General features: G+C 65.7%; 19 protein-coding genes. 17 read left to right on the top strand and 2 right to left on the bottom strand.

The window, feature by feature from the left end; genetic code table 11:
• The first annotated feature begins 119 nt into the window (after positions 1 to 119).
• The 3 genes from pdhA to QFZ70_RS11500 are packed head-to-tail and all read left to right on the top strand — an operon-like array spanning position 120 to position 3735.
• Positions 120 to 1310, top strand: a complete 1191-nt coding sequence (gene pdhA, locus QFZ70_RS11510) for a pyruvate dehydrogenase (acetyl-transferring) E1 component subunit alpha (RefSeq protein ID WP_307095693.1) — start codon at positions 120 to 122, stop codon at positions 1308 to 1310.
• Positions 1310 to 2320: an alpha-ketoacid dehydrogenase subunit beta gene (locus tag QFZ70_RS11505; protein WP_307095691.1), complete on the top strand. Its 1011-nt coding sequence runs from the start codon at positions 1310 to 1312 to the stop codon at positions 2318 to 2320. The genes pdhA and QFZ70_RS11505 overlap by 1 nt, the downstream gene beginning before the upstream one ends.
• Positions 2321 to 2328: 8 nt before the next feature.
• A complete protein-coding gene (locus QFZ70_RS11500; RefSeq protein ID WP_307095689.1) occupies positions 2329 to 3735 on the top strand; it encodes a dihydrolipoamide acetyltransferase family protein in 1407 nt (468 codons plus the stop codon).
• A 71-nt stretch (positions 3736 to 3806) separates the two neighbouring features.
• Here QFZ70_RS11500 and QFZ70_RS11495 read toward each other — a convergent pair whose 3' ends face one another.
• Positions 3807 to 4490, bottom strand: coding sequence for a TetR/AcrR family transcriptional regulator (locus QFZ70_RS11495; protein WP_307095687.1), 684 nt, complete (start codon positions 4488 to 4490; stop codon positions 3807 to 3809).
• A 139-nt stretch (positions 4491 to 4629) separates the two neighbouring features.
• On the opposite strand from QFZ70_RS11495, the gene QFZ70_RS11490 reads away from it, so the two are divergent.
• The 7 genes from QFZ70_RS11490 to QFZ70_RS11460 are packed head-to-tail and all read left to right on the top strand — an operon-like array spanning position 4630 to position 12649.
• Positions 4630 to 6237 carry a carboxyl transferase domain-containing protein gene (locus QFZ70_RS11490; RefSeq protein ID WP_307095685.1) on the top strand — a complete coding sequence of 536 codons (1608 nt, stop codon included), beginning with the start codon at positions 4630 to 4632 and terminating at the stop codon, positions 6235 to 6237.
• 12 nt (positions 6238 to 6249) lie between these two features.
• On the top strand, positions 6250 to 8493 hold the full coding sequence (locus QFZ70_RS11485) for a biotin carboxylase N-terminal domain-containing protein (protein ID WP_307097866.1): 2244 nt from the start codon (positions 6250 to 6252) through the stop codon (positions 8491 to 8493).
• A gap of 2 nt (positions 8494 to 8495) precedes the next feature.
• On the top strand, positions 8496 to 9671 hold the full coding sequence (locus QFZ70_RS11480) for an acyl-CoA dehydrogenase family protein (protein ID WP_307095683.1): 1176 nt from the start codon (positions 8496 to 8498) through the stop codon (positions 9669 to 9671).
• Positions 9672 to 9721: 50 nt separating this feature from the next.
• Complete coding sequence (locus tag QFZ70_RS11475) at positions 9722 to 10489, top strand: CoA transferase subunit A (protein WP_307095681.1); 768 nt, start codon at positions 9722 to 9724, stop codon at positions 10487 to 10489.
• 2 nt (positions 10490 to 10491) lie between these two features.
• A complete protein-coding gene (locus QFZ70_RS11470) occupies positions 10492 to 11265 on the top strand; it encodes a CoA transferase subunit B (protein ID WP_307095679.1) in 774 nt (257 codons plus the stop codon).
• Positions 11262 to 11813 (top strand): MaoC family dehydratase, encoded by a 552-nt coding sequence (locus tag QFZ70_RS11465; RefSeq protein WP_307095677.1) that lies wholly within the window; start codon positions 11262 to 11264, stop codon positions 11811 to 11813. The genes QFZ70_RS11470 and QFZ70_RS11465 overlap by 4 nt, the downstream gene beginning before the upstream one ends.
• Positions 11810 to 12649 (top strand): CoA ester lyase, encoded by an 840-nt coding sequence (locus QFZ70_RS11460; RefSeq protein ID WP_307095676.1) that lies wholly within the window; start codon positions 11810 to 11812, stop codon positions 12647 to 12649. Before QFZ70_RS11465 ends, QFZ70_RS11460 begins: the two co-directional genes overlap by 4 nt.
• A gap of 25 nt (positions 12650 to 12674) precedes the next feature.
• Here QFZ70_RS11460 and QFZ70_RS11455 read toward each other — a convergent pair whose 3' ends face one another.
• Positions 12675 to 14144 carry a lipase maturation factor family protein gene (locus QFZ70_RS11455; protein ID WP_307095675.1) on the bottom strand — a complete coding sequence of 490 codons (1470 nt, stop codon included), beginning with the start codon at positions 14142 to 14144 and terminating at the stop codon, positions 12675 to 12677.
• Positions 14145 to 14217: 73 nt separating this feature from the next.
• Here QFZ70_RS11455 and dxr point away from each other — a divergent pair, with 73 nt between their 5' ends.
• From dxr to QFZ70_RS11420, 7 genes are all read left to right on the top strand, one after another.
• Entirely contained in the window at positions 14218 to 15402 is a 1185-nt protein-coding gene (gene dxr, locus QFZ70_RS11450; RefSeq protein ID WP_307095673.1) for a 1-deoxy-D-xylulose-5-phosphate reductoisomerase, read from the top strand.
• Between the two features lie 18 nt (positions 15403 to 15420).
• Positions 15421 to 16752, top strand: a complete 1332-nt coding sequence (locus tag QFZ70_RS11445) for an RIP metalloprotease (protein WP_307095672.1) — start codon at positions 15421 to 15423, stop codon at positions 16750 to 16752.
• Between the two features lie 117 nt (positions 16753 to 16869).
• Positions 16870 to 17550: a MarR family transcriptional regulator gene (locus tag QFZ70_RS11440; protein ID WP_307095670.1), complete on the top strand. Its 681-nt coding sequence runs from the start codon at positions 16870 to 16872 to the stop codon at positions 17548 to 17550.
• Complete coding sequence (locus QFZ70_RS11435; protein ID WP_307095669.1) at positions 17547 to 18059, top strand: hypothetical protein; 513 nt, start codon at positions 17547 to 17549, stop codon at positions 18057 to 18059. The genes QFZ70_RS11440 and QFZ70_RS11435 overlap by 4 nt, the downstream gene beginning before the upstream one ends.
• 80 nt (positions 18060 to 18139) lie before the next feature.
• Positions 18140 to 18433, top strand: coding sequence for a YciI family protein (locus QFZ70_RS11430; protein ID WP_307095668.1), 294 nt, complete (start codon positions 18140 to 18142; stop codon positions 18431 to 18433).
• Between the two features lie 35 nt (positions 18434 to 18468).
• Positions 18469 to 19635 carry a flavodoxin-dependent (E)-4-hydroxy-3-methylbut-2-enyl-diphosphate synthase gene (gene ispG / locus QFZ70_RS11425; RefSeq protein WP_104042819.1) on the top strand — a complete coding sequence of 389 codons (1167 nt, stop codon included), beginning with the start codon at positions 18469 to 18471 and terminating at the stop codon, positions 19633 to 19635.
• Positions 19598 to 20488 carry a DUF4081 domain-containing GNAT family N-acetyltransferase gene (locus QFZ70_RS11420; protein ID WP_307097865.1) on the top strand — a complete coding sequence of 297 codons (891 nt, stop codon included), beginning with the start codon at positions 19598 to 19600 and terminating at the stop codon, positions 20486 to 20488. The genes ispG and QFZ70_RS11420 overlap by 38 nt, the downstream gene beginning before the upstream one ends.
• Positions 20489 to 20508: the final 20 nt, after the last annotated feature.

Here is a 20508-nt window from a genome sequence, read left to right as displayed (position 1 = left end):
CCAATGAGCATTGTGAGTAGGGTCACAGTATCCGGGGCAACGGCGCCCGGGGGCCGGCGGCCAGCGGGATCACAAGTCCCGGAATCCGCGGGTCAACAACGTGAGAAGGTGCGGCTATCGTGTCTACAGGCGGAACGGGCCAGGACGGCGCAAATACCCCAGGTGCAGGTGCCCCAAGCGCTGAGGCCAGGGCGGATATCCACGGGCAGGGCAAGGGCCTCGTCCAGCTGATTACTCCCTCCGGGGAGCGGGTAAGCCACCCGGAATTCGACCCCTGGGTACAGGACGTTACGGACGAGCAGTTGTGCTCGCTGTTCGAGGACATGACTGTTGTCCGGCGCATCGACGTCGAAGCCACGGCCCTGCAGAGGCAGGGTGAGCTCGCACTGTGGCCGCCCCTCCTGGGGCAGGAAGCGGCGCAGGTGGGCTCCGGCCGGTCCCTCCGGGCGGATGACTTCGTTTTTTCCAGCTACCGCGAAAACGGTGTTGCCTACTGCCGGGGTGTCGACCTGACGGACATCATCCGGGTCTGGCGCGGCAATGCCTCCTCCGGCTGGGATCCGTACTCCATCAACATGGCCACGCCGCAGATCATCATCGGCGCGCAGACCCTGCACGCCACCGGGTACGCCATGGGCATTCAGAACGACGGCGCAGATTCCGCGGCGGTGACGTATTTCGGCGACGGCGCAACCAGCGAGGGCGACGTCAACGAGGCGATGGTTTTCGCCGCGAGTTTCCAGGTGCCTGTGGTTTTTTTCTGCACCAACAACCATTGGGCCATCTCCGAGCCGGTGCGGCTTCAGTCGCATATCCAGCTGGCGGACAGGGCGGCCGGGTTCGGCATCCCCAGCCTTCGGGTGGACGGCAATGACGTCCTGGCCGTGATGGCCGCAACGCGGGTGGCCCTGGACCGTGCCCGGCGCGGCGGCGGTCCCACCTTCATTGAGGCGGTCAGCTACCGGATGGGTCCGCACACCACTGCCGATGACCCCACCCGCTACCGCGACGCGAATGAACTGGAGGATTGGGCAGCGAAGGACCCCATCAGCCGGGTGGAAGCGCTCCTGGACCGCAAGGGCCTGCTGACGGCAGCGCTGAAGCAACAGGTCAAGGACAGGGCCGACGCCGTCGCCCGTGAAATGCGCACAGGCTGCACCACCATGCCGGAGCCGCAGCCGCTGGACGTTTTTAAGCACGTCTACAGCACCCCCAACTCCTGGCTGGACCGGCAGCAGGACCACTACACCCGTTACCTGGCCTCCTTCGGTGATCCCGCAGAAGCCGTCTCAGAAGAAGGTGCACGCTGATGACCCAGATGACCTTTGCCCGCGCCATCAACGCCGGTCTCCGCAAATCCCTTGAGAACGATCCCAAGGTAATCCTCCTCGGCGAGGACATCGGTGCCCTGGGCGGCGTCTTCAGGATCACCGACGGGCTTCAGAAGGACTTCGGCAAGCACCGCGTGGTGGACACGCCCCTGGCAGAGTCCGCCATCGTTGGAACCGCTGTAGGGCTGGCCTACCGCGGCTACCGTCCCGTGGTGGAGATCCAGTTCGACGGCTTTATCTACCCGGCTTTCGACCAGATCGTCAGCCAGGTGGCCAAGCTCCACTACCGGACACGTGGCGCCGTGAAAATGCCCATCACCATCAGGGTCCCCTTCGGCGGCGGCATCGGCTCACCCGAACACCACTCGGAATCCCCGGAAGCCTACTTCACCCACACCTCCGGGCTGCGGGTGGTGACCGTCTCCAACCCGCAGGACGCCCACACCGTCATCCAGCAGGCCATCTCCTGCGACGACCCCGTCCTCTATTTCGAGCCCAAGCGCCGCTATCACGACAAAGGCGAAGTGGATGAGTCAGTTGATCCGAACTCCGCCGTACCCATGGACAGGGCCAGTGTGCTGACGGAAGGTGCCGACCTCACGTTGGTGGCATACGGCCCGCTGGTGAAGACTGCACGGGACGCCGCCCTGGCCGCCGCAGATGAAGGGATCTCCATCGAGGTCATCGACCTGCGCTCGCTGGCCCCCGTGGACTACGACACTGTGGTGGCCTCGGTCCGCAAGACCGGCCGGCTGGTGGTGACCCATGAGGCCGGCCAGTCCGGCGGCATCGGTGCGGAGGTGGCGGCCAGCATTACCGAGCGCTGCTTCTACTACCTCGAAGCCGCGCCTGTGCGGGTTACCGGTTTCGACATCCCGTACCCGTACTCCAAGTTGGAGATGCACCACCTGCCGGGCCTGGACCGCATCCTCGACGGCGTGGACCGCGCCCTGGGCCGGCCGAACTCCCTCAGCGGGCTGGAAGGATGAGCGCCACCATGATCAAGGAATTCCGGCTCCCGGACCTGGGCGAAGGGCTTACTGAATCAGAAATCCTCAGCTGGAAGGTTGGGGTAGGGGATACCGTCAGCCTCAACCAGGTGATCGCGGAGGTCGAAACCGCCAAGGCAGTGGTCGAGCTGCCGTCCCCCTTCGCGGGAGTCATCAGGGAGCTGCACGAACAACCCGGCACCATCGTGGAGGTGGGCAAGCCCATCGTCTCGTTCGAGGTAGCGGACGACGCCGGTAACCCCTCGTCAGGGCCCGGCCCCGCCGCTTCGTCCCCGGCAGCTCCAGCGTCTCCCGCCGTGGGGCAGGAGGGGGAGCCTGCCAGGAGGCAACCCAACCTGGTGGGGTACGGCGCCGTCGTCGAAAGCTCGGCCCGGCCGGCACGCCGCCCCCGCAACGCTCTCCCGGTGGTTGAGTCTTTCCCAGTGACAGCCCCGGGGGTTGAGCCCGTCGAAACCCAGCCCGTCGAAACCCAGCCCGTCAAAACCCAGCCCGTCGAAACCCGCCCCCGGTCTACCCCGCCCGTGCGCAAGTTTGCGAAGGACTTGGGCGTGGACCTTGCACTGGTTGCAGCGACGGGACCTCAGGGCCTGATCACCCGCGAGGACGTCCAGCACTTTCTGGACGGCGGGGCGGCGGGCGCTGCTCCTGCCCGTGAGGCAGGGGCCGCCGTCGCGCTGCAAACCCGTCCAGGGGAGCGGGAAACCCGGACGCCCATCAAGGGCGTGCGGAAGTTCACGGCGGCGGCCATGGTGCAGAGCGCCTTCACCGCGCCGCATGTCACCGAGTTCCTCACGGTGGATGTCACTCCCGCCATGGAGCTGCTGGCCAGGCTAAAGGAAAGCCGCGAGTTCAGCGGCCACAAACTGACTCCACTCACCCTGGCGGCGAAGGCTGTGCTGATCGCGCTGCGCCGGAACCCCGCCCTGAACGCGCGGTGGGACGAGGCGAACCAGGAGATCGTGACGTTCAACTACGTGAACCTCGGCATCGCTGCCGCAACGCCAAGGGGACTGACAGTACCCAACATCAAGGACGCGGACTCGCTGTCACTCCTGCAGCTCGCCGATGCCCTTGCCGAACTCACCGAAAGTGCAAGGGCAGGCAAGACCACACCTGCCGAGCTGTCCGGGGGAACCATCTCGATCACCAACATCGGTGTGTTCGGGATCGACGCCGGCACACCCATCCTCAACCCGGGCGAAGCTGCCATCCTCGCGCTGGGGGCGGTGCGGAACACGCCGTGGGAGTATCAGGGCCAGGTGGCACTGCGCCAGGTCCTCACGCTGAGCCTGTCCTTCGACCACCGCCTGGTGGACGGGGAACAGGGCTCACGCTTCCTGGCAGACGTGGGCGGGATCCTCGCGGAGCCGGGGATGGCCCTCACGATGGTCTGAACTGGAGCTTTGGACAGCAAACACGACTCCGGCGGGCCCCACGTCCCGTCCGCTGTCCAAAAACTCCGGTTTTAGGGGGAGTCCTGCGGGACCTCCACCAGCAGCGCGGCCAGGGCCATGCGCTCCAGCAGGGGCCGGGCGGACCGGGCGGCCATTTTTCGGCCGTGGCTGCGGACGGAATGCGGCGTGGAGTTGATGAGCCCGAACGTGGCATGGGCGCGCATCCGGAGTTCCGCCATCTCGGTGCCCGGATGCAACTTGGCGAGCACGTCCACCCACACCTCGACATAACTGAGCTGGAGCGTGCGTACGGCCGACTGATCCTGTTCGGACAGGTTGCTGAAGTCCCGGTCCTGTACCCGGATGACGTCCGGCTTGCCGAGGGCGAAGTCCACCTGGAACTCCACCAGGCAGCGCAGGGCGGATGCGGGATCGGGATTTTGGGCAACCACCTCCAGTCCGCCGTCGAGCAGCTCCTGGCTGACGGTCACCAGCAGGTCGGCGAGGACCGCCTGTTTGCCGGGGAAGTGACGGTAGACGGCGGGGCCGCTGACCCCTGCAGCTGCCCCGAGGTCCTCAAGCGAAACGCGGTTGAACCCATTGACGGCGAACAGCGAAGCCGCGGCGGACAGCAGCGCCTGCCGGCGGTTCTCCTTCGCCTGGCCGCGCTGGGTAGAAGGCCCGTGCTGGGACGAAGACCCGCTCCCGGTCGAGGACGTGCGTTCGCCGGCCTGGGTGGCGTTGGTGCTGGCCACGTTTCCTCCTCGGACCGCAGATCTAGCCAGGGTGGTGTGTTGGACTTCACAGTTAAGACAGACTAACCTGAATTTCAGTTATTGGCCGCTAACCGAGTTGCCTTCGAGCAGCTTGGATCGGAACAGGAACGGACCGTCAATGGAGACCCTTGCCACCCGGCTCGACTCAACAGCGGAGGCCTATGCGTCGAACCGGGCAGCCCAGCTGGCGCTCGCCGAAGAGCTGCGGAAGAAGCTCGCCGACGCCGCCCTGGGCGGGCCCGAAAAGTCGAGGGAACGCCACGTGGCCAGGGGGAAACTCCTGCCCCGCGAGCGCATCAACCAGCTGCTGGATGACGGCAGCCCTTTCCTTGAGGTCGCCCCGCTGGCCGCCAACGGGATGTACAACGATGAGGCTCCCGGCGCCGGCGTCATTGCGGGAATCGGGCTGGTTCACGGCCGGCACGTGCTGGTGATTTCCAATGACGCCACCGTCAAGGGCGGAACGTACTATCCCATGACTGTGAAGAAGCACCTGCGGGCCCAGGAGATCGCCCTCGAAAACCGGCTGCCCTGTATCTACCTCGTGGATTCCGGCGGAGCTTTCCTGCCCAAGCAGGACGAGGTCTTTCCGGACCGGGACCACTTTGGCCGCATCTTCTACAACCAGGCCAGGCTCTCGGCGGCGAAGATTCCCCAGATCGCTTCGGTCATGGGTTCCTGCACGGCGGGAGGCGCCTACGTCCCTGCCATGAGCGATGAGACCGTTATCGTCCGGAACCAAGGGACCATCTTCCTGGGCGGGCCGCCGCTGGTAAAGGCCGCGATCGGTGAAATCGTCAGCCCGGAGGAACTCGGCGGCGGGGAAGTGCACTCGAGGATCTCCGGCGTGACCGACCACCTCGCCGAAAACGACGAACACGCCCTGCAGATCATCCGGGACATCGTCGCCACCCTGCCACCCCCGGCGCCACCGGCGTGGGAGGTGGCGGACGCCGTCGAACCCGCTGAAGACCCGGCAGGGCTCTACGGGGCTGTTCCCGCTGACGTCAATGCGCCGTACGACGTCCACGAGGTGATTGCCAGGCTGGTGGACGGCGGCCGTTTCCACGAATTCAAGAAGGAGTACGGCGCCACCCTGGTGACCGGCTTCGCCCGGCTACACGGGCACCCGGTGGGCATCGTGGCCAACAATGGTGTGCTGTTCAGTGAGTCTTCGCTGAAAGGCGCCCACTTCATTGAGTTGTGCGACCAGCGCGGGATCCCGCTGGTGTTCCTGCAGAACATCTCCGGTTTTATGGTGGGCAAGGACTCGGAGCAGGGCGGCATCGCCAAGAACGGCGCCAAGATGGTCACGGCCGTGGCCACGGCCCGCGTGCCCAAGTTGACGGTGGTGATCGGCGGCTCTTTCGGTGCGGGCAACTATTCCATGTGCGGCCGCGCCTATTCGCCGCGGTTCCTGTGGATGTGGCCCGCCGCCCGGATCTCCGTAATGGGAGGCAACCAGGCCTCCAGCGTCCTGGCCACCGTGAAGCGTGACCAGTACGAGGCTGCCGGCCAGGAGTGGTCCGCCGAGGACGAGGAAGCATTCAAAGCGCCCATCCGCCGGCAGTACGAGGACCAGGGCAGCCCCTACTACTCCACCGCGCGGCTGTGGGATGACGGCGTGATCGATCCGGCAGACACACGCACCGTCCTGGGCCTGGCGCTGGACGTGGTGTCCCGCACCCCGCTGCCGGAAACCTCCTTTGGCCTCTTCAGGATGTGAGCCACAATGACCATGCCCCTTTCGCCCGCTACCCGGCAGGAAACAGCCGTCACGGCGCCGCCAAACCAGGATGCACTTTTCGGCACAGTCCTGGTGGCCAACCGCGGCGAGATAGCCTGCCGCGTCATCCGCACGCTCCGCGCCCTGGGCATCAGGTCTGTCGCCGTTTACAGTGATGCCGACGCCGGCGCCCGGCACGTGCGCGAAGCAGACACTGCCGTCCGGATCGGTCCCGCCGCTGCCACGGAGAGCTACCTGAAGATCGAAGCCATCATCGAGGCCTGCCGGAAGACCGGCGCCGAAGCAGTGCACCCGGGCTATGGCTTCCTGAGCGAGAACGCGGACTTCGCCCGCGCCCTGGACCAGGCTGGCATCACCTTCATCGGCCCGGGCGTGGAGGCCCTGAACATGATGGGGGACAAGATCTGCTCCAAAAACCATGTGGCCGGATACGGCGTTCCCGTCGTCCCCGGGGTGGCGCAACCGGGAATGACAGACGGGCAACTGGTCCAGGCTGCCGAGGCTGTTGGTTTTCCGCTGCTCATCAAACCCTCCGCCGGTGGAGGCGGCAAGGGCATGCATGTGGTGGAACGCCCGGAGGACCTTAAAGCCGCGCTGTCCACGGCGCGGCGGGTGGCGGCAAGCGCCTTCAACGACGACACCCTGTTCCTGGAGCGGCTGGTGCCAACCCCCCGGCACATCGAGGTGCAGGTGCTCGCGGACAACCACGGCAACGTCATCCACCTCGGCGAGCGTGAATGCTCCCTGCAACGGCGGCACCAGAAGGTTATTGAAGAGGCACCGTCGCCGCTGCTCGAAGGGCTCCCCGAGGGCAGCGCGATCCGTGCCCGCATCGGCGAGGCCGCCTGCAACGCCGCGCGCAGCGTGAATTACAGCGGTGCCGGAACAGTGGAATTCCTCGTCTCCGATGATTCGCCGGAGGAGTTCTACTTCATGGAAATGAACACCCGGCTGCAGGTGGAGCACCCGGTCACCGAGATGGTGACCGGCATCGATCTCGTTGAATGGCAGGTGCGGATCGCCGCCGGCGAGGAACTCACCGTCCGGCAGTCCGATGTCGAACTTAACGGGCACGCAGTGGAAGCCCGCGTGTACGCCGAGGTGCCCGAGAAGAACTTCCTTCCCTCCACGGGCACTTTGCTCCTGCTGGACGAACTGCCCGGCGGGCCAAGGCGGCCCAGCGCCCCTTCCCGGACCCAGGTTACTGCCGGTAACGGCGTCGTGCGGGTGGACTCGTCCCTGGTGGAGGGCCTGGAACTTTCGGCCAGCTACGACCCCATGATGTCCAAGCTCATCGCCTGGGGCGGAAACCGCGCAGCCGCCCTGGCTACCCTCGACGCGGCGCTCGCCGGATATACAGCGCTGGGGCTGGACACCAACGTGGAGTACCTGCGGCTGCTCATCAATGATCCCGACGTCGGCGCGGGCCGGCTCGATACCGGCCTCATAGAGCGCAAACTGCCGGACCTCTCGTTTCGCCGGGTTGCCGATTCCGAACTGGTGGCGGCTGCGCTTCTCGCCGTCGCGGCCGAGGAACAGAACAACACACCCCTGCCGCCCGGCCCCTGGCACGCGCGGAATGGCTGGCGGCTGGGAGCACCGGCACCCCGGCGGGTCAGCTTGGGAACGCCCGACGGCGGCGTCGCAACAGTCCGCATCAGCGGTGCCGCTGCCGGGGGTACTGTCCTTGTGGCAGTGGACAGCGGACCCGCACGCCCGGCGCGGCTGGAGTTCCTTTCCCCGCGCGCGGCCGTGCTGACCCTGGACGGCCGCGCCACAACCTACGCTGTCGCCCAGGTCTTCCGCGGCCCGGCGGCCCCTGCATACGATTCGCCGGTCAGCGGGGTACCCGCGGAACTGTTCTTAGGCAACGGAGGCTGGTCCTGCCGGCTGGAGGTGCTCACCCGCGAGTCCCGGCTTGAGCGGGTGCTCGCTGCCATCCACCGGGAGGAGGGCGCCGCCGATCCCGCCGTTCGCTCACCGATGCCGGGAACGGTGGTGTCCGTTCCGGTCAGCGACGGCGAGGCCGTGGTGGCCGGACAGGTGTTGGTGTCCGTAGAGGCGATGAAGATGGAGCACCAGTTGCTGGCACCCCTGGACGGGACGGTCCACCTCAGCATCCGGCCGGGTGACCTCGTGAAGGCGGACCAGGTCCTGGCCACCATCCACCCGCATGCCGCCACGGATGGCACCCACCCCCTGAACATCGATTCATCCAATGGCGAAGGAGCCTAGACATGGCAGGTTTTGAACTCAGCGAGGAATACCAGGACCTCAGCGACACCGTGCGGGACTTCGCGGACAACGTTGTTGCTCCGGTATCGGCCAAGCACGACGAGGAACACAGCTTCCCGTATGAGGTAGTGAAGCAGATGGCGGAGATGGGGCTGTTCGGTCTGCCCTTCCCGGAGGAGTTCGGCGGCATGGGTGGTGACTACTTCGCCCTGGCCCTCGCACTGGAGCAACTGGGCCGCGTGGACCAGTCCGTCGCCATCACCCTTGAGGCAGGCGTGTCACTGGGCGCCATGCCCGTCTACCGGTTCGGTACCGACGAGCAGAAGGAGGAGTGGCTGCCCATGCTGGCGTCAGGCCAGGCGCTCGCCGGATTCGGCCTGACCGAACCGGAGGCGGGGTCGGACGCGGGCGGCACCAAAACCTCAGCCCGGCGGGAAGTCGTCGGAGACAAGACGAGTTGGGTGATCAACGGCAACAAGGAGTTCATCACCAACTCCGGCACGGACATCACCCGCCTGGTCACCGTCACCGCGGTGACGGGCCAGAAGGAACGGCCGGACGGCAGCCTCCAAAAGGAAATCTCCACCATCCTTGTGCCAACGGACACGCCCGGCTTCAGGGCCGAAAAACCGTACAACAAGGTGGGCTGGAATGCGTCCGATACCCACCCGTTGACGCTCAAGGATGTTCGGGTCCCGGAAGCGAACCTGCTGGGCGTGGAGGGACGCGGCTACGCGAACTTCCTGTCCATCCTCGATGAGGGCCGCATCGCCATCGCAGCCCTCGCCACCGGTGCGGCCCAGGGATGCGTGGACCTTTCGGTCAAATATGCCAAGGAACGCAGTGCCTTCGGTCACCAGATCGGCAAGTACCAGGCGATCTCGTTCAAGATCGCGCGCATGGAGGCAAGGGCCCATACCGCCCGCCTGGCCTATTACGATGCGGCGTTCCGCATGCTGGCCGGAAAGCCGTTCAAGACCCAGGCGGCCATCGCTAAGATGGTCGCAGGCGAGGCGGCCATGGACAACGCGCGGGATGCCACCCAGGTATTCGGCGGCTATGGCTTCATCAACGAGTTCACCGTGGCACGCCATTACCGCGACTCCAAGATCCTTGAAGTGGGGGAGGGCACCACGGAGGTCCAGCTGATGCTGATCGCCCGCGAACTGGGTCTGTAGGACGTGGGCCTGTAGTAACTGGGACTGTAGCCGGCCTGAAAGGATCACTGATGATTAACAAGGTTGTTGCCACCGCCGAGGAGGCCGTGGCGGACATCCCGGACGGCGCCTCGCTGGCCGTGGGCGGTTTCGGTTTGTGCGGCATCCCGGTGTCCCTCATTGACGCGCTGCACCGGGCCGGCACATCGGAGCTCGAAACGGTCAGCAACAACTGCGGTGTGGACGACTGGGGCCTGGGAATCCTGCTGCGCGACGGCCGGATCCGGCGCACCATCAGTTCCTACGTCGGCGAGAACAAGGAGTTCGCCCGGCAGTACCTGGCCGGCGAGCTTGAAGTGGTGCTCACCCCGCAGGGAACGCTGGCTGAGAAACTCCGGGCAGGCGGGGCCGGCATCCCGGCCTTTTACACCAAGGCGGGGGTCGGCACCCAGGTGTCCGAGGGGGGCCTGCCGCAAAAGTACGACGCCGAGGGCGGCATCGCCGTCGCGTCCCCACCGAAGGAGGTGCGTTCCTTCGCGGGGGTCGACTATGTGCTGGAGGAGGCTTTGACCCCGGACTTTGGTCTGGTCCACGCATGGAAGGGGGACCGACACGGAAACCTGGTCTTCCATGCCACCGCCATGAACTTCAACCCGCTCTGCGCCATGGCCGGGCGGATCACCATCGCGGAGGTGGAGGAACTCGTGGAGCCGGGCGAGCTGGACCCGGAACACATCCACACCCCTGGGATCTTCGTCCAGCGGGTGGTGCTGGCCCCCGGCGCCGAGAAACGCATCGAGAAACGGACCGTTGCACTCACCCAACCGGCAGGAGCTTAGCCATGGATCCAAACAGCCCCTACGCACCACGGCCTGAGGGCGTCCGTCCCGAGTACCGCCGCGCAGCTTCCCAGCACGCCGCCCCCGGTGACGGACGTGATACGTCGGAAGCCAAGGGCTGGACCCGTAACGAGCTGGCCGCACGGGTTGCGCAGGAGCTCAGCAACGGCCAGTACGTCAACCTGGGCATCGGCATGCCAACCCTCATTCCCAACTACATTCCGGCCGGCGTGGAAGTGGTGCTCCACTCCGAAAACGGGATCCTGGGCGTGGGCCCCTACCCCGCGGAGGACGCTGTTGACCCGGACCTGATCAATGCCGGCAAGGAAACAGTCACGGTCAACAACGGGGCTGCCTTCTTTGACTCGGCTACTTCCTTCGGAATGATCCGCGGCGGCCACGTGGATGTCGCAGTCCTCGGTGCCATGGAGGTGGCCGCGAACGGCGACCTCGCCAACTGGATGATCCCGGGCAAGATGGTCAAAGGCATGGGCGGCGCCATGGACCTGGTGTTCGGTGCCAAAAAGGTCATCGTAATGATGGAGCACGTGGACCGCAGCGGAAACCCAAAAATCGTCCAGCAGTGCTCCCTGCCGCTGACCGGCAAGGGCTGCGTGGACAGGATCATCACCGACCTGGCAGTCATCGACGTCGTAGCCGACACCTCAGGGTCGCGCCTGGTGCTGCGGGAACTCGCGCCCAACGTTTCCGTGGAAGACGTGGCAGCAGCCACCGGCGCCGAGCTTTTCGAGGAAGACCGGGAACTGACTGTATGACGGGCGACGTGGTTTCGACAGGCTCAACTACCCGGGAGCAACGCGTGATTGAGCAGCGCGGACTGTACTTCGACGAGCTGGAAGAGGGCGTGCTGTACGCACACCGTCCCGGCCGCACCGTCACGGAAGCGGACAACGTCCTGTTCACCACCCTCACCATGAACACCCAGGCCCTGCACCTGGACGCTGCCTGGAGCGCCGGGCAGCCCTTTGGCCGGCGGCTGGTGAACTCGATGTTCACGCTCGCCACGATGGTGGGCCAGTCCGTCTCCCAGCTCACACAGGGCACCATCATCGCCCAACTGGGCCTGACCGACGTCTCCTTCCCGCACCCGCTCTATCACGGCGACACCCTCTATACGGGGACGGTGATCACCGGGAAACGGCTCTCCGCATCCCGTCCCGGCCAGGGAGTCGTGACCATGGAACACACGGGCCGCAACCAGGACGGCACCGTAGTGGCGCTCGCGAAGCGCAGCTGCCTGATGTGGACGAAGGATGCGCACGCCCGGCAACCAGGTGCGGGAGAAGGGACAATACCGGTATGACCTTTGTGATGGGCCCTGCCCTGCTTTTTTGCCCTGCCGACCGGCCGGAGCGCTACCAGAAGGCCGCCACAAGGGCCGACGCCGTCATCCTTGACCTTGAGGATGCGGTGGCCCCTGCCGACAAACAGCGCGCCCGGGGTGCGATTCTCGCCCAGCTTGGCGCCACCGGTGACGAACCCGAGCTGGATCCCAGCCGGACCATTATCAGGGTCAACCCGGCCGGGACTGAGGAATTCGAAAAGGACCTGCACTGCCTGGCCCATACCCCATACAAAACCGTGATGCTCGCGAAGGCCGAGAGTGCGGCGCAGCTGGAGGCCTTGGCCCGCTACCAGGTGGTTGCACTGTGCGAAACGGCAGCGGGCGTCCTCAACGCCCCCGCAATCGCCGCGGCCCCCAACGCAGTGGCCCTGATGTGGGGAGCTGAGGACCTGCTCGCGTCACTGGGTGGAACCTCCAGCAGGAAGGACGACGGCGGCTACCGGGCAGTTGCGCTCCATGCCCGGTCCTCGGTTCTCCTGGCCGCCCGGGCGTTCGGCAAGGAAGCCGTGGACGCCGTCTACACCAACATCCCGGACCTGACGGGTCTTGCTGCCGAAGCTGCCGACGCCGTCGCGTCAGGCTTCGGATCCAAGGCATGCATCCATCCCAGCCAGGCTGCAGTAGTCCGGGGCGCCTTTGCGCCGTCGGAAGCGGAAGTCTCAGCTGCGGCAGCGCTGCTGCAGGCCGCCGCGGCGGCAGGGAAGGGCGTTTTCCAGTACAAGGGCCAGATGATTGACGGACCCATCCTCAAGCACGCCGAGGCCGTCATCCGGCGCGCAGGGGAGCACGCCTAACGTTTCCGGCGCGCAGGGAGCACGCCTAACGTTTCCGCCCGCTGGATCGCGGCAGCGAAACCGGTGGAATCGGCTCGTGGAGCAGCGTGCGCACCCACCGGTCTCCGGTCTCCCGGAACTCCTGGCGCGTCGCGAAACGGTAGTGGTAGCTGCGCACACGCACCCAATGCGGCGGCACGCCGTCGAACGGGTCATGGCGGAGGAGCCGCAGGGTGCGGTGGTCCGCTTCCAGCAGCTTGCCGAGGAAGGCGTAGAACCACTCCTCGTGGACGCTCCGCAACGGCAGGAACCACATCAGCCAGTCCAGCCGCAGGTGGTACGGCGCCCATTGGCGCGGAATCCTGCGGACATCCCCCGGCTTGCCCTTAAAGCCGTACTCCCGCCAGCTGGAGGAATCGTCAGGGTCCTCGTCCAGCGTGCCTTCCACCACGATCTCGATGCGCTTCTTCGTCACGGATCCGAACGCCCCGTAGGTGTTGACCAGCTGCCAGCGGTTGAAGCTGGCGTTCATCAGCTGGCGGCGGGAGAACAGGTTGCGCAGGGGCCAGTAACTGAGCACCACCAGCAGCAGCGTGACTGCCAGGGTAATCACCAGCCACCACAGGGGAGTGTCCCTGTCCGTGGCGGCTTCTCCGTGCCAGTCCAGCGGGATAACCGGCAGGACGGCGTGCGCCACCGGATCGCTGACCGCGGCGAAGGCCAGCACGATGGCGATCCAGTTCAGCCAGGCGAAGTTGCCGGTGGCCACGAGCCACAACTGCGTGAGGATCACCACCGCCGCGGCCACGCTGCCTACCGGCTGGGGCGCGAACAGGAAAAAGGGCACCACCAACTGGGCGAAATGGTTGCCCAGCACTTCGACTTTATGGAGCGGCTTGGGCAGCAGATGTGCCTGCCGGCTCAGGGGCCCAGGCATGGGCTGGGTCTCGTGGTGGTAGTACAGGGCGGTCAGGTCGCGCCACTCCCGGCCGCCGCGGATCTTGATCATGCCCGCGCCGAATTCCAGCCGGAACACCAGCCACACGATCAGGATCAGGATGGTGCGCGGCGGGTCCGTCTGGTTCGACCCCAGGAAGGCGACAGTGAAGCCGGCTTCCAGGAGCAGCATCTCCCAGCCGAATCCATAGAACGTCTGGCCGACGTTCACAATGGACATGTAGAGCAGCCACAGGCCCAAAAACGCAATGAGCGGAACCCAGGGCGGCCCCTGCTGCGGGACGCCGGCCACAAGCAACGCGGACACCAGTAGCCCTGCCGCACAGACCCAGCGCAGCAACCGGTCGGAATACCGCCAGCGGAAAAGGGTTGGCCGGCGTAAACGGCTGAAACCGGAAAGGTACTCCGGTGCGGGCAGGAGGCCCCTTTCACCCAGCAGCGCGGGGAACTGGTTCAGTGAGGACAGGAACGCAACAAAATAAAGTGCCGCCACACCCCGCTGCAGCACCTGCCGGGCGAACTCATATTCCGGCGCGTCAAACCAGGAGAGCCAGTCCACGCAGTCCACGTTACGCCCGGCCACCCCATGGTCAAGGCGCAGCGGGTCAAGGATGGTGCGCGATACTTAAGCAATGCAGCCACGCAAGATCGCCCTCCTCGGATCCACCGGCTCCATCGGCACCCAAGCGATTGACGTCGTCGACGGCGCCCCGCACCTTTTCGAGGTGGTTGCCCTCAGCGCCGGGGGAGGTAACCTGGAGCTCCTCGCCCGCCAGGCGGTGCACACCCGGGCAGCGGCTGTGGGCATTGCCGGCGGCGACCCCCGCCGCCTGGCTGCGTTGATCGACGAAGCTGCGGGCGCGGCGGGAAAGCACGGCTACCGGCCGGAGATCATCGCCGGACCGGATGCCTCCACCCGGATCGCCGAAGTCGAGGCCGACGTTGTGCTCAACGGAATTACGGGATCGATCGGCCTTGCACCCACCCTGGCGGCCCTCAAGTCCGGCGCAACGCTGGCCCTTGCTAACAAGGAATCCCTTATTGTGGGCGGATCGCTGGTGAAGGCGGCAGCACGGGAGGGCCAGATTGTCCCGGTTGACTCGGAGCACTCGGCCATCGCCCAGTGCCTGCGCTCCGGGTCCGCGGCCGAGGTGGACAAACTCATTCTCACCGCCTCCGGCGGCCCTTTCCGCGGCAGGACCCGTGAGGAGCTCCACGCTGTCACCCCGCAGGAAGCATTGGCGCACCCCACGTGGGACATGGGTGTGATGGTGACTACCAACTCGGCCACCCTCGTGAACAAGGGATTGGAAGTCATCGAAGCGCACCTGCTGTTCGACGTGCCGCTGGACCGCATTGACGTGGTGGTCCATCCGCAGTCCGTGGTGCATTCCATGGTCCAGTTCATCGATGGCTCCATCATCGCCCAGGCCTCCCCGCCGGACATGCGCCTCCCCATTGCCTTGGGGCTGGGCTGGCCGGACCGGGTGCCCAGGGCCGCGGCTGCCTGCGACTGGACCCGGGCGGCTGCCTGGACTTTCGAGCCGCTGGACGTGGCTGCGTTCCCCGCCGTTGATCTCGCCAAGGATGCCGCAAAGCAGGGCAGCACCTTCCCCGCCGTGTTCAACGCCGCCAACGAGGAAGCCGTCACGGCTTTCCATGCCGGCCGCATCAGGTTTACGGACATCGTGGACACTGTCGCAGCGGTTCTCAGCGAACATTCAGGCTCCTCGGGGCTGACGGTGGAAACCGTACTGGATGCTGAAAGCTGGGCACGCGCACGCGCCAACGAACGTTTAGCAGTCAGCAGTCTCTAGGAAGCAGCAAGTACCTCCATGACCCCCGTTCTCCTTTTTATCCTCGGTGTCGTCTTTGTGGCCATCGGCATCGCTGCCTCTATCGCGCTCCACGAAGTGGGCCACCTCCTGCCCGCCAAGCTTTTCAAGGTCCGCGTCACCAAGTACATGATCGGTTTCGGTCCCACGCTCTGGTCGCGGCGGAAAGGCGAGACTGAGTACGGGGTGAAGGCCATCCCGCTGGGTGGCTACGTGTCCATGATCGGGATGTACCCGCCCAACCAGGACGACGGATCGGTGCGTCCCTCCAGCACGGGCATGTTCCAGACCCTGGCAACGGAAGCACGCTCCGTGGCCCACGAGGAAGTGGGCCCGGGCGATGAGAACCGGGTGTTCTACCGGCTTCCGGTGTGGAAAAAGATCATTGTGATGCTGGGCGGCCCGGCCATGAACATGGTCCTCGGAGTGGCGCTGACGGCGGTCCTGCTGATGGGCTTTGGCATGGCCACGGCCACCACCACCATTTCCGACGTCTCCAAGTGCCAGGTGGCAGCGGGCGAAACCGTTGACCCCGATTCAGCAGACTGCCAGCTGACGCCCGCTGCCGCCGCCGGCCTCAAACCCAGCGACACGGTCACCTCCTTTGATGGCAAGGCCGTGACCAGCTGGGACCAGCTGACGGAATGGATCAGGGCCTCGGCCGGACGTGAAGTGGCCATTACCGTGGAGCGGGACGGTGCCCCCGTTTCCACCACCGTGACTCCCGTGCTGTCGGCCCGGCCGATCATCGGTCCGGATGGCCGGCAGGCGAAGGACGACGCCGGAACCCTCCTGTATCAGGACGTCGGCTTCCTGGGCATCGGTGCGCAGACAGAACTGGTGGCCCAGCCGGCGTCGTCCGTCCTGCCCATGGCCGGGGAGAATATCCGGCAGGTGGCAGGAGTGGTGTTTAACCTGCCCGCGCGCGTGGTGGGCGTGGCTAAGGCTGCCTTCAGCGAGGAACCACGCGACCCCAATGGCCCCATCAGCGTAGTGGGTGTGGGCCGGGTGGCAGGTGAAGTGGCCGCCATGGAGGAAATTCCGGTCCAGTCGCGGGTGGCAACCCTGGTGGGACTGCTTGCCGGGCTGAACTTCGCCCTGGCGGTCTTCAACCTGATCCCGCTGCTGCCGCTTGATGGCGGCCATGTTGCGGGCGCGCTGTACGAAGGCGCCCGGCGGCAGGTGGCCAAACTGTTCGGCAAACCGGATCCCGGAGCCTTCGACATTGCCAAGCTGCTCCCCGTGACTTACGTGGTGGCGGCCCTGCTCATGGGCATGAGCGCGCTCCTCATCTACGCCGATATCGTGAAGCCGGTGAACCTCTTCGGCTGACCTTCCTGTTCGGTCAAAAGAAAGAGGTGATTTCCACCTATCAGCCTCTGCTGGCTGATATTTAATAATCAGCTATCAGTGATTGATTATCCGGAATCAGCTGCCTAAAGTTATGGCATGTACGTTCTCACCATCGACCAGCAGGGCAGCTCTTCTGACGTGGACCGGGTCCCGGAGCTGATTTCCGCCCTGCGGGATCTCACGCCTGCAGCCTTCGAACGTTCCGTAGGTGATGAGCTCCAAGGGGTCGTTGAGCATGCCGCGGAGGTGGTGGATGTAGCCCTCCGGGCGCTTCGGACTGGTCATTGGTACGTCGGAATCGGAATCGGCAGCGTGCAGCTGGCTCCGGGGGACAGTCCCAGGGAGGGGTCCGGAAGCGGCTTCGTGGCGGCGCGAAAAGCTGTTGAATTAGCGAAGACTGCAGCAGGCCAGGTTCCGTTGTCAGTGGTATCAGGCACCATGGGCCGTGGCAGGGACATCCCGCCCCAGGCCCAGGATGGGGCCATGGCCAGTGCAAATGCCCAGGCGGTGCTTCGCCTGATCGGGAGGGTGGTGCAGCAGCGTACCGAGGCGCAGTGGCGGGTGGTGGACCGTTTGCGCGCATTCCAGGGCGGCGAGGGCAGGCACGGCAGCCAGAAGCACGTTGCCCAGGAGCTGGGAATTACCGAGCAATCGGTGAGCCGGGCCGTCCTTCGATCCGGCTGGCAGGAAGAATGGGCAGCCAGGCCGGCAGCAGCAATGCTCCTGGATTACGCCCACTCCCACCTTGTCCGTTCCCAGAATGAAGGAGCCAGGTGACCGCGCTTTGGATCACTGTTGCACTGCTCGTGGCGGGCTTCGCCGGTTGGCCGGTGACCGCCCTGGTGTTCCGCCTCGCCAGAACCATCGACGACAAGGCCGATGCCGCAAAGGCTGCCGGGGAAGCCAGGAGGGCAGCCGAGGACCCGGCAGCTGACGTAACGGTGGACGTGGCGCACGCCGAAGCGCAGAACGTGGATGGCGAGCTGACAGCCGCAGCCGGCGCGCCGTCGTCGGGCGCTTCCGCTGTGGTAGCCCCTGCTCCCAGCCAGCGCATCCTCCGCGGCGGTGCCATTATCGGAGTGCTGGAGCGGCTCGGCGTGTGCCTGGCGATCCTCACCGGACAGCCTGTGGCCATCGCATACATTGTTGCCATCAAGGGCCTGGGTAGATTCGCGGAGCTGAAGGAAACGCCCGTGGCGGCCGAACGCTTCATCATCGGAACCTTGGCCTCCATGCTGTGGGCCGCCGGAACGGCAGCGGTGGTCAAAGTACTGTTCCTCTCCTAGGAACAGGCGGGTCCGGGCAGGAGCGCCTCCGCAGGCTTCCCGGATGGGTGCAAGGGCAGGCAGGGCGATAGGGTAGCGGTATGACAGTTTTTGCCGTTGAGTATGTTTACGCCGCCGATTCCACCGAAGCCCGCAGCGCCGCCCGTCCGGCCCACCGTGAATGGACGTCGGGCCTGGCGCAGGACGGTGCAATCCTGGCCAGCGGACCGTACGGTGACGGGGCAGGAGCACTGCTGATTTTCAAGACAGCAGACGAGTCCGCCCTGAACTCCATCCTCAAGCAGGACCCCTTCGCCGCTGCCGGGGTGATCGCCGGAACCCGCATCACCGAATGGTCACCCGTTACCGGCATGCTGGCCGGCTTCGCCGCGTAGCCGCCTCAACACCCCTTTCAACTCTAGGAGTCCACGTGACCTCGGTCAGCCTGGGAATGCCCTCAGCACCGCCGCCCGTCCTCGCCCCCCGCCGCAAGACCCGCCAGATCAAGGTTGGTTCAGTAGGGGTTGGCTCGGATTTCCCCATCAGCGTGCAGTCCATGACCACAACCCCCACCACGGACATCAACGCCACCCTGCAGCAGATTGCGGAGCTCACGGCGTCCGGCTGTGACATTGTGCGCGTGGCCTGCCCTTCTGCCGATGACGCCGAAGCGCTGCCCATCATCGCCAAGAAGTCCCAGATTCCGGTGATCGCGGACATCCACTTCCAGCCCAAATACGTCTTTGCGGCCATCGAAGCCGGCTGCGCCGCGGTGCGGGTGAACCCGGGCAATATCCGGAAGTTCGACGACCAGGTCAAGGAAATCGCTGCTGCGGCCCGCGACCACGGCACCTCCATCAGGATCGGCGTCAATGCGGGCTCGCTGGAGCCCGGCATTTTGAAGAAGTACGGCAAAGCGACTCCCGAGGCGCTGGTGGAATCCGCCGTCTGGGAAGCTTCCCTGTTCGAGGAGCACGGTTTCCACGACTTCAAAATTTCCGTCAAGCACAACGACCCCGTGATCATGGTGGCGGCATACGAGATGCTGGCCGAAAAAGGCGACTGGCCGCTGCACCTCGGTGTGACCGAGGCAGGCCCGGCATTCCAGGGAACCATCAAGTCCGCCACGGCCTTCGGCGCCCTGCTGTCCCGGGGCATCGGCGACACCATCCGCGTATCACTCTCGGCTCCGCCGGTGGAGGAAATCAAGGTGGGCAACCAGATCCTCCAGTCCCTCAACCTGCGCCCGCGGAAGCTGGAGATTGTCTCCTGCCCGTCCTGCGGCCGTGCCCAGGTGGACGTGTACACGCTTGCCGAGCAGGTCACTGCCGGCCTTGAAGGCATGGAGATTCCGCTGCGGGTGGCTGTTATGGGCTGCGTGGTGAACGGTCCCGGTGAGGCCCGTGAGGCTGATCTTGGCGTTGCTTCCGGCAACGGCAAGGGCCAAATCTTTGTGAAGGGTGAAGTCATCAAGACTGTGCCCGAGAGCCAGATTGTTGAGACACTGATCGAAGAGGCCATGCGTATCGCGGAAGAGATGGGGGAGGCCGATGGCGAAGATGCTGTCAAGGGTAGCCCCGTGGTTAGCGTCTCGTAAGGACGTCCCCGACCCCCCGGGAATTTCCGTCCGTACGCTGGACGGAACGAATACTGCCGCGCTCCGGCTGCTGGCGCAGCAGGATCCGGTGGCCAATGTATTTATCCTCGCGCACCTGCGTGCTGCCGGTACTGCCGCACCCACCAGCGGCGGCGCCGGCGTCATTGGCGTCTTCGACGATGGCGTCCTGGTGGGTGCGTGCTGGGCAGGGGCCAACCTGGTTCCGGTCCAGCTTGACCCGGAGTTTGCCGGGGCCGTCGCCGGGGCGGCCAATGCGTCCGGACGCCGCTACGCCTCCGCGTTCGGCCCGGCCCAGTCCGTTCTAGCCCTCCATGCTGAACTTGTGGAACTGGGCCACCGGGCGCACGAAGTCCGCGCCGAGCAGCCCCTGATGACCATCGAGGGCCCGCCGTCGATCCAACCGGACCCCGGCCTTGGGCCGGGAAACCTTGCCGACTTCGACCGCATCCTTCCTGCCTGCGCCGCCATGTTCGAAGAAGAAGTGGGATATTCCCCTTTCCTGGGCGGCAGGGAGTTCTACAGCCGGCGGGTGGAAGGACTGATCCGCCAGGGCCATTCCCTGGTTCACCTCAACAATGCCCGCGAGGTGGTGTTCAAAGCCGAACTCGGTGCGGTCACGCCGGAGGTCACCCAGATCCAGGGCGTCTGGATGAATCCGCTCTACCGGGGCCAGGGCCTCAGCTCCGCATACATGGCCGCCGTTGTGGAGCAGGCAAGGAAGATCGCTCCCGTCACCAGCCTGTACGTCAATGGCTTCAACCTGCGCGCCCGTGCCACCTACGAGCGGGTCGGCTTCCGGCAGGTGGGCACGTTCGCTACGGTGCTGTTCTAGTGGCGCCATCGCCGTCTCCG

It is taken from the genome of Arthrobacter sp. V1I9 (assembly GCF_030817075.1).
Lineage (GTDB): Bacteria > Actinomycetota > Actinomycetes > Actinomycetales > Micrococcaceae > Arthrobacter.
The sequence above is the reverse complement of the archived record's forward strand: the minus strand, read 5'-3'. Positions and strand labels throughout refer to the sequence as shown.